General features: G+C 57.1%; 7 protein-coding genes and 1 pseudogene. 7 read left to right on the top strand and 1 reads right to left on the bottom strand.

The window, feature by feature from the left end; genetic code table 11:
- Positions 1-376, bottom strand: a pseudogene (locus tag KBF66_RS17750) (lipid-transfer protein); the annotation flags it as partial.
- 427 nt (positions 377-803) lie between these two features.
- Here KBF66_RS17750 and KBF66_RS17745 point away from each other — a divergent pair.
- The 7 genes from KBF66_RS17745 to KBF66_RS17715 form a co-directional block, all read left to right on the top strand.
- Entirely contained in the window at positions 804-1,043 is a 240-nt protein-coding gene (locus tag KBF66_RS17745; protein WP_296660563.1) for a hypothetical protein, read from the top strand.
- A 163-nt stretch (positions 1,044-1,206) separates the two neighbouring features.
- Positions 1,207-3,048: a PAS domain S-box protein gene (locus tag KBF66_RS17740; protein ID WP_296660558.1), complete on the top strand. Its 1,842-nt coding sequence runs from the start codon at positions 1,207-1,209 to the stop codon at positions 3,046-3,048.
- Positions 3,045-4,529 (top strand): TolC family protein, encoded by a 1,485-nt coding sequence (locus KBF66_RS17735; RefSeq protein ID WP_296660555.1) that lies wholly within the window; start codon positions 3,045-3,047, stop codon positions 4,527-4,529. The genes KBF66_RS17740 and KBF66_RS17735 overlap by 4 nt, the downstream gene beginning before the upstream one ends.
- Positions 4,530-4,531: 2 nt before the next feature.
- Positions 4,532-5,449, top strand: a complete 918-nt coding sequence (locus KBF66_RS17730; RefSeq protein WP_296660552.1) for a PhnD/SsuA/transferrin family substrate-binding protein — start codon at positions 4,532-4,534, stop codon at positions 5,447-5,449.
- Positions 5,446-6,342: a PhnD/SsuA/transferrin family substrate-binding protein gene (locus tag KBF66_RS17725; RefSeq protein WP_296660549.1), complete on the top strand. Its 897-nt coding sequence runs from the start codon at positions 5,446-5,448 to the stop codon at positions 6,340-6,342. The genes KBF66_RS17730 and KBF66_RS17725 overlap by 4 nt, the downstream gene beginning before the upstream one ends.
- Positions 6,339-7,277, top strand: coding sequence for a PhnD/SsuA/transferrin family substrate-binding protein (locus KBF66_RS17720; protein ID WP_296660545.1), 939 nt, complete (start codon positions 6,339-6,341; stop codon positions 7,275-7,277). The genes KBF66_RS17725 and KBF66_RS17720 overlap by 4 nt, the downstream gene beginning before the upstream one ends.
- Positions 7,274-8,313: HAMP domain-containing protein (locus KBF66_RS17715; RefSeq protein WP_296660542.1), on the top strand; the 1,040-nt coding region annotated here is incomplete at its 3' end. The genes KBF66_RS17720 and KBF66_RS17715, both read left to right, overlap by 4 nt.

Here is an 8,313-nt window from a genome sequence, read left to right as displayed (position 1 = left end):
GGCTGGGTCGGTCTTTGAACACGCTGCCCAGAGCACCCGGCACCATTTGTTCAAAGCCAAGAGCGAGCACACAGTCGGCACCGGCGGCGATGGCCTGGCGCGCCAGATACAGCGCGGTGGATCCGGTGGAACAGTTGTTGTTGACATTGACCACCGGTATGCCGCTCATGCCCACTTGATAGAGAGCTTTTTGCCCGCAGGTGGAGTCGCCATAGACATATCCGGCAAATGCCTGCTGAACCAGACCGTAATCCAGCCCGGCGTCCGCCAGCGCGAGCCGGGTCGCATCGGCGCCCATCTTGTCATAGGTGTCGCTGGCACCGGGTTTGGCGAAGGGAATCATGCCAACGCCAGCAACAAATGATTTTTGAGTCATTTCCGTCCTCAGGTCTTGGTGAAGAGGCTTGATTGTTGATCAAAACCACTGATGCGATGGACAGACCTTTTGCCTCAGAGACCATGCATGATCCTAGCGGGCCCCCACGGTGATCGGAAACTGGCCACCGAAGTTGAATGAACTGACAAAACGTAGACCCGCATCGCAGCGTTAGCCGATGGCCACCAATGCCCGGTCCCGGGTAAGCTGGTTTCATGACTTCCGAGACCGATCAGCCGCCGTTCGTGTCGGTCGCCTTGGTGCCCGGCTCAGTCAGTCGCTGAAGGGCTAAGCGGTCAATCACTCACATTCTGGTTTTCGTTTGGGGTCTTTCGGCAGCTCCCAATCAGCCAGACACTGCAATCCACCAGAACGCTAGCTAAAACAATAGCTGCTGATGGCGATGATATATGGGGTAGAGGTCAATTTGAACCACTTCCTGAGGTGCATCGTCGCACTCAAGCAGGTGGTGCACCCAGCTGCCAAAATCATCCACCACCCAATGATCATCAGCATGATCAGCCCCATCAGCTACGGCATCGAAAGGCTCATGCCGGTGCCCAGCAGCGCCACAAATGCACCTCCCAAGGAGGGCTGCAGCACGGTGCGTGCGACGACCGGGTTTGAGACTGCACTGGACCAACGGAATGAACCGCTTGCGCCGTAAGTCGTTGCACCGAAAGTCGGAGACATCGACAGCGAGCGCATGACACTGCGGTCCTGCCAATGAGGGGGATGAATCGAGTACTTTCGAGTGGTTTTAGGGCTAGTGTGGTGCGACAATCTGCATCAGGATGGTGCAAAAACTATCCGAATTTGTAACTACGCGAATGAACTATCTATCAATGGATATGCAGACGTTGGAGGTTCTGAAATACATCAGTCTGCTTTACGTTGAGGATGACGCGGCGACGCGTGAAGAACTGGCCATGATCCTTGAGCCTTGGCTAGGTGAGCTTCACGTAGCATCGGATGGCCAGGCCGGGCTTGCCTTGTATTCGCAAAAACTCCCTGACATTGTGGTCACTGATATCCAGATGCCCAAGATCAACGGACTGGTGATGACCGGCAAGATCCGTGGAATCGTACCGGGACAAGCCATTGTGGTGGTCAGTGCCTATAACGATGTAGAGTACTTGTTCAAGGCCATTGAGCTGGGCATTGATCATTACGTGACCAAACCGGTTAGTGTCGAGTTGCTGCTCAAGAAGCTGGCAGCCATCGCCACTGGCATCCTGGCGGTCCGGGAGCGCGAGCGAAACCAAACCGTGCTGGCACAGTACAAGATGCTGGTCGATCAAGCCGCGAATGTAAGCAAGTTCACCCCCGACGGCCGCATCACTTATGTCAATGACAAGCTGTGCGAAATCAGCGGGTACAAGCCTGAAGACCTGTTGGGGCATCATGTGCTTGAGCTCAACCATGCAAGTGAACCACCCGACAATGGCAAAGCCGCCATGGCGCAATTGCTGCGCGGCATACCATGGACAGGTATTGTCCGAAAGCGCATGCGAACAGGTGAACTGTTGGTGGTAGAAAGCAGTCTGGTGCCCATTCTCGATGAGCATGGCGCTGTGACCGAGGTGGTGTCGATGGATGTCGATTTGACAGAACACCACAGGGTGTACCAGAACCTGGTTGAAACGCTGAGCACCAGTAATCGCTCGTTTGTCGAGCAACGCCACTTTTTTGCGGAGTACAAGCGCGCGCTAGAGCTTGGTTCTTGTATCTGCGTCGCCGACCGCCAGCATCGGATCATCAGCACGAATCAGCATTTCGAGAACCTGATTGGCTACAGCGCTGACGAGCTCAAAGGCAGGCCCGTCAGCGAGATCATGCCCGACGTGTCAGCAGATCGCTGCCTGGACCATGTGCAACAGGTCAACAAAGAGCACTTTGCCAGTCGGTCCAGCCGCTTCGTTGGCCGCAACGGCCGGGAGTTTCAGTTCAGCGTCGGTTTTGTGGGCGTGCATAACATGGCGGGTGAGGTGGATTCCATCATCATGATCTGCCAGGACATCACCGAGTCGACCCGTCTGAGCCGTGAAATTTCCGACACCCAGCGCGAACTTCTCTTCATGCTAGGCGAAGTGGTGGAGACACGCAGCCTGGAAACCGGCCAGCACATTCGTCGTGTAGCGAAGGTGGCTCGGTTCCTCGCCATCAAGGCGGGGCTTTCGGAAGACGCGGCAGATTTGATCGAAATGGCTGCTCCCATGCACGACATTGGCAAAGTGGGCATCGCTGATGCCGTTTTGAACAAGCCGGGCAAGCTCGAACCTGCCGAGTTCGAAGAGATGAAAAAACATTCTGAAATTGGCTTCAAGATTCTTGGTAAGGTTGAACACCGACTGATTGGCGTAGCCGCGGCCATTGCCTACGAACACCATGAACGCTTTGACGGCCTGGGTTACCCCAACGGTATCGCGGGTGCAAACATTAGCCTTGAGGCGCGGATTGTGAGCATTGCCGATGTGCTGGATGCCCTGGCCAGCTCGCGCAGCTACAAAAAAGCCTGGGACGACGAACGGATGCAGGCCTATTTTCTGGCGCAACGCGGCCTGCAGTTTGATCCCGATCTGGTCGATATCCTGCTGGCACACTGGAAAACTGTGCAGGCGCTGCGTCACGGGAACGCACCTCAAAACTCAAGCTTTGGAGAATTTCAATGAAACGGTTTGCCCCCGCCACTTGTTTTTTTGTGGCAATGACTGCGGCAAACGCGGCACCTGCGCCTGATCGATTTGACCAACTGACCCTGGAGCAGGCCGTGCAGACTGCGCTGCAAAATCACCGCTCGCTGCGTGTCTCGCAAGCCAGCATCGATATGGCAGAAGCCCACTACCAGCAAGCCATGGCGGCATTTCGACCCAAGGTCAATCTGGAGGCCGGGTTTCAGCGTGCCGATCAGGACCGCACCTTCACCTTTGCCGGTGCCATCCAGACACCGGTCATGGACATTTCCAGCACCTTGAGTGGCGTATTGGGCCCGGTGCTTGGCGGGCTTCCCCTGGCGACGCAGCAGCAGATTGGTGCAGCCATGGCGCAGGGTGCAGCAACCATCCCCAGCCAGACGATTCCCATGAACATTGAAGTCAAGATGTTTGACCGTGATGTCACTAAAGCGGCGGTCAACCTCAGCTATCCTTTGTACACCGGTGGGAAAAAGGAGGCCATCACCGCCATGGCACAAAAAGGCCTGGAGATTGCCCGCCAGGAAAAGCGCAAGACTGAGCTAGACATTGTTCGCGATGTCAACAAGTATTACCACGGTGCCCGCTATGCGCAGCAGATGGCGCAATTGGCCAGCGACACGCTGGAACGATTTCAGGCGCTCGATGACCTGACCGGGCGGCTCTACCAGAACACTTCGCTCAAGGTCAAGAAAACCGATTTTTTGCGCAGCAAGACCACTACAGCTCTGGTGCGCGCAACAACCCAGGAAACCAGCTATGCCAATGCGCTGGTTAAGGACGCGTTGGCCAATGCCATGGGTTTGCCGCCCAACAGCCAACTGGTTCTGGCCACCGAGTCAGCAGAGCCCGTGTTTGATGGCAAGCTCGACCAGCTCATCGCCGACGCCATGGCATTTAACCCCGACAAGCAACGTCTGGAACTGGCCATTGAAGCGACCGAGCACAAGATTGCCGATGCCAAAAGCGGCTACCTGCCCATGGTCGGGCTGGAGGGTTCTGCTTACCAGGTGTGGAACGGCTACAAGGACGGCCTGTTCAATGATGCCAACCGCAGTGGCTGGACCATCGGTGTGGGCCTGAAGTGGGAGCTGTTTGACGGCGGCATGACCAAAGCCAGTGTCAGCGCAGCGCAGGCCGACAAGATCAAGCTTGAAGCCCAGCGGGTGCTGCTTGACCAGGGCCTGGCACTGCAGATCAAGGACATCGTCATGCGCATCGAACGTTCTCGCAACCAGTTGGCCGAATCAACCAAGGCAAAGGCTTTTGCCGAGGAGAACCGCAAACTCCATGTGCGCGCTTACCAGGAAGAAATGGTCGAGACCAAGGACGTGATTGAGGCGCAACTGGTAGAGAGCTTCGCCAGCGCCAGCCTTTACCGCGCTCGCCATGAGCTGCGAGCCGCGCTGGCTGATCTGGATTACCAGGTGGGCAAGGTGGTCCACCAAGTTGTGCCCTGATCATGTGGCGGCACTGGGCATGGCGAGTCGGGCTGGCTCTTGGGCTGTTGTGCAGCGTCTGGAATGTTTGGGCAGAAGAGGCCCCGCCGCCGATCGCGATCGGGTTCTATACACCGGTGTTTCGCGACGTCCCCCGCGCGGATGTCGAGATTTCGCTGAAGTTCTGGGTTGAAGAACTGGGGCAATTGGTCAAACTAAAGTACAAGCCGATTCGTTTTTACGATCGTCTGGAAGACCTGAAACGTGACATGAGTAGCGGCGAGATCAATTTCATGGTGGCAACCTGCATGGGGGTGGCACAGCACTTCTCAATGGACGAACTCCGTGACGGGTTCTCCGGCCTGAAGAACATTCCGGATCATCTTTTTCTGGTGGTCAGGCGTGACTCGGGCATTCGCTCGCCTGCTGATCTGGCGGGCAAGCGTGTGGCTATTCTTGAGGTCGATGAGCTCAGCGTGGTTTACCTCGACACCTTGATGATGAGAGCTTTGGGCAAAGCCGCTGCCGCCGGTGCACCCAGCGTCACCCATGAGAAACGCTCCAGCACGCTGGTGCACCGGGTTTTCTTCAAACAGGCGGATGCCACTCTGGTCAGGCGCAATACCTATGAGGCCGCCCTGGCGCTGAACCCGCAGATCGGCCAGCAATTGCAGGTGCTGGAGGCCTATACGTTCAAAGGCCGCTCTCCCCACATCGGTCTGTTTTCCGCACAAGTGGCACAACAAGACGCGCAGGTCATCACCCGGTCTGTCATGACCATGGGTACAACGGCCCGTGGTCGTCAGGTGCTCGACATCTATAACGCCGACAACATGGTGCAGACCAAGGTCGCAGATCTTGAGCCGTTTCTGGATCTGCTGGCGCAGCACCGGACGCTGAAGAACGATCTGGTTAGCAGCAAGAAAAAGGGCGTTCAATGAGATGGCTGCGCGGGCTTGGGTGGGCTTGCCTGCTGATTGCCGCCGTGGGCGCTCAGGCAGCTGCCGTGCCGGCCCAGTTGCCCTTGCTCAAACTGGGGTTTTACCTGCCTGCCGTCCGGGAGGCAAACCAGGTTGACCTCAAGGTCAGCCTGCAAGTCTGGGCAGATGAGTTGGCTGGCAGCGTGGGCTTTCGGGTGGTGACGAGCACCTATCAGAACATGGCCGAGGTGCGCGCTGCCGTGGAGCGGGGTGAGCTGCATTTTGTCAATGCCGGGGGCATGGAACTGGCTGAAATCTTTTCACCCGGCGAATTGCATCGCGGGTATGCCCGCCATCAGCAAGGCGCTGATGAGGGCCTGGCGCTGGTGGTGCGCAGTGACTCAGGGCTGACATCCTTTGCCGACCTGCGCAACAAGCGCGTGTCCCGTTTGAGTAAAGACCGGTTGGCCGAGATTTTTCTCGAAACACAGTGCCTGAAGGCAGCCAGGCAGCGTTGTCGCCAATTCCTGACCTTGAGCGAAGAAAAACGCGACATTCAGTCGGTTTACGGCGTTTTCTTTGGCAAGGCCGATGCCGCTTTGGTGACGCTGGCCACGTTGCAAACGGCCATCGAGCTCAATCCGCAAGTGGCCACGCGCTTGAAGGTCATCCAGGACTGGAAGACCACGGCCTTGGTGTTTGGCATGATGACCAGACACGCGGCACCCGCTGACCTCAACGCGATGGTCGATGCAGTGCGCGAGGCCCTGAAATCCACTCGGGGCAAACAGGTGATGGAACTGTTCAAGACCGATTTTGTGGACCCGGTTGAACCCAGCGCCCTGAATGCCTTCTGGGCATTGTTGCAGGAGTTCCGGGCGCTCGACAAAGCCTACGGAGCAACACAAAAGTGAGCATTTCCACTCTGCCTGGTACGCTGCACCGACTGTTGCGCGGCACTGTGGTGGGCTGGTTATTGCTGGGTGCACTGGCATTCAGTCCGGCTGCTCTGGCCGAAGAAGCCGTTCGGATGGGGTTCTACCAGGGCGCGCGGCGCGAAATGTCACGCACTGACCTCCGGAGCGCCTTCACCTTGTGGACGCAGGAACTGGCTGTGGCTTTCAAAATGTCGGTTAGCGTGACCTTTTTTGAAGACATTGGCGCCATGCGTCAGGCGTTTGAGCGCGGCGAGATCAACGCCGTCAGCGCGGATGCCATGACGCTGGCGAGAAACTTCAAAAGTGCGGACTTGGCCGAGGGCTACTCGGTGGTCATGCCCCCAAACTGGAACATGCTGCTGTTGGCGGGGCGTGATTCGGGTGTTCGATCCGTGGGCGACCTTGTTGGTAAACGGGTGGCCTTGCTGGAAGACGACCTAACCGCCTCGATTTATCTGGAAACCGTCTGCCTGCGCCAGTACGGTCGTGAATGCAGCAAGGTGTTTTCAGACATTCAGCGCCTGCCCAACAACAACCAGGCGGTCATGCGGCTGTTTTTTGACAAGACCGATGTGGCACTGGTGTACCGCTACGGGTATGAGTTGTCACGCGAGATGAATCCGCAACTCGACCCGAAGATTGGTCAGGTGGTGCTGGAGGCGCCATTCTCAGGCATGTTTTATTCATTTTTCAGCAACAAGGTTGACCCTTCTTTGCGCGCCCGCGCTGTGAAGCTGATCCCCACCCTGCATACCTACCCGCGCGGCCGCCAGTTGCTCGATATCTTCAAGATGGATCACCTGGAGGTGGCCAACCCACAAGAGCTCAAGCCGTTTCTCCAGTTGGATCAAGACTGGCACGATCTCAAAGCCGCCCAGGCGATGCGAAGCCCGAACGGGAAAAAACCATGACGTGGCATTTGCCAAAAGTTTGGCCCGCCAACCGTATGTTTTTGCGGGTGTTTGGTGTGTTTGGCAGTTTGCTGCTGGGCATGACGGTGCTTTATGGACTGCTGATCATTCCCCTGCAGCAGGATTCGCTGCTCAAGGTGATGTATTCACAGGCCGCCACCGTGACTCGCTCCATCATTCAAGCCTGCTCGGATGCCATGCTGACCGACGATTTTGGATTCATTGTGGAGCACAACCTGCAGGTGTTGCAAAACAACAAAAGCATCCAGTCGGTGGTGATTTTCCCCAAGCGCGGGGCCGCCATGCGGATCGCACCGCAGGGCTGGGACATGCAGGCCAGCGGGACAGACAAGTTGGCACCAGAAATGTTCGAGCGCGAATCCTTTGGGCTGATTCAGGACGCAGGTGGGGATTCTCTTTACCGGTACAGCGCGCCGATACGCTTCAGCGGTGTGGTGTGGGGTGTCATTCGCATGGACTTCAACACGGCGGAGTACAACGCCAATATTCGGGAGATGTACCGGCAGTTGGCTCTTATTTCCCTGCTGGTGGTACTGGTTGTTCTGCCGGCCGGGTACTTTTTTGCCACCTGGTTGACCCGGCCGATTGTCAACATCAGCAAAGCAGCTTCCAGGGTGTCCCAGGGCGACCTGTCGGCACGGGTGGACATTCTGCGAAACGATGAAATCGGGCAACTTTCAGCCAGCTTCAACCAGATGGTGGATGCGCTGCAGCATAGTCGAGACCAGCTGCAAAACTCCAATCTGGAGCTGGAGCGCAAGGTGAGTGAGCGTACCCATGCGCTCGATGAACTCAACCGCACGCTGGACCAGCGTGTGCATGACGAGATTGACAAACGCAAACAGCAAGAAAGCCTGCTGATCCGCCAGTCGCGCCTGGCGGCCATGGGCGAGATGATCGGTGCCATTGCCCATCAGTGGCGACAGCCGCTCAACGCTTTGAGTCTGGTGATGCAAAACATTCGCATGCAACACGCCATGGGTACCCTGACCGAGCAGTCCATGGCCCGCATGCA

Origin of the sequence: Rhodoferax sp., from assembly GCF_018063565.1 — a bacterium.
GTDB lineage: Bacteria > Pseudomonadota > Gammaproteobacteria > Burkholderiales > Burkholderiaceae_C > Rhodoferax.
This window is presented reverse-complemented; position numbering and strand designations above follow the sequence as displayed.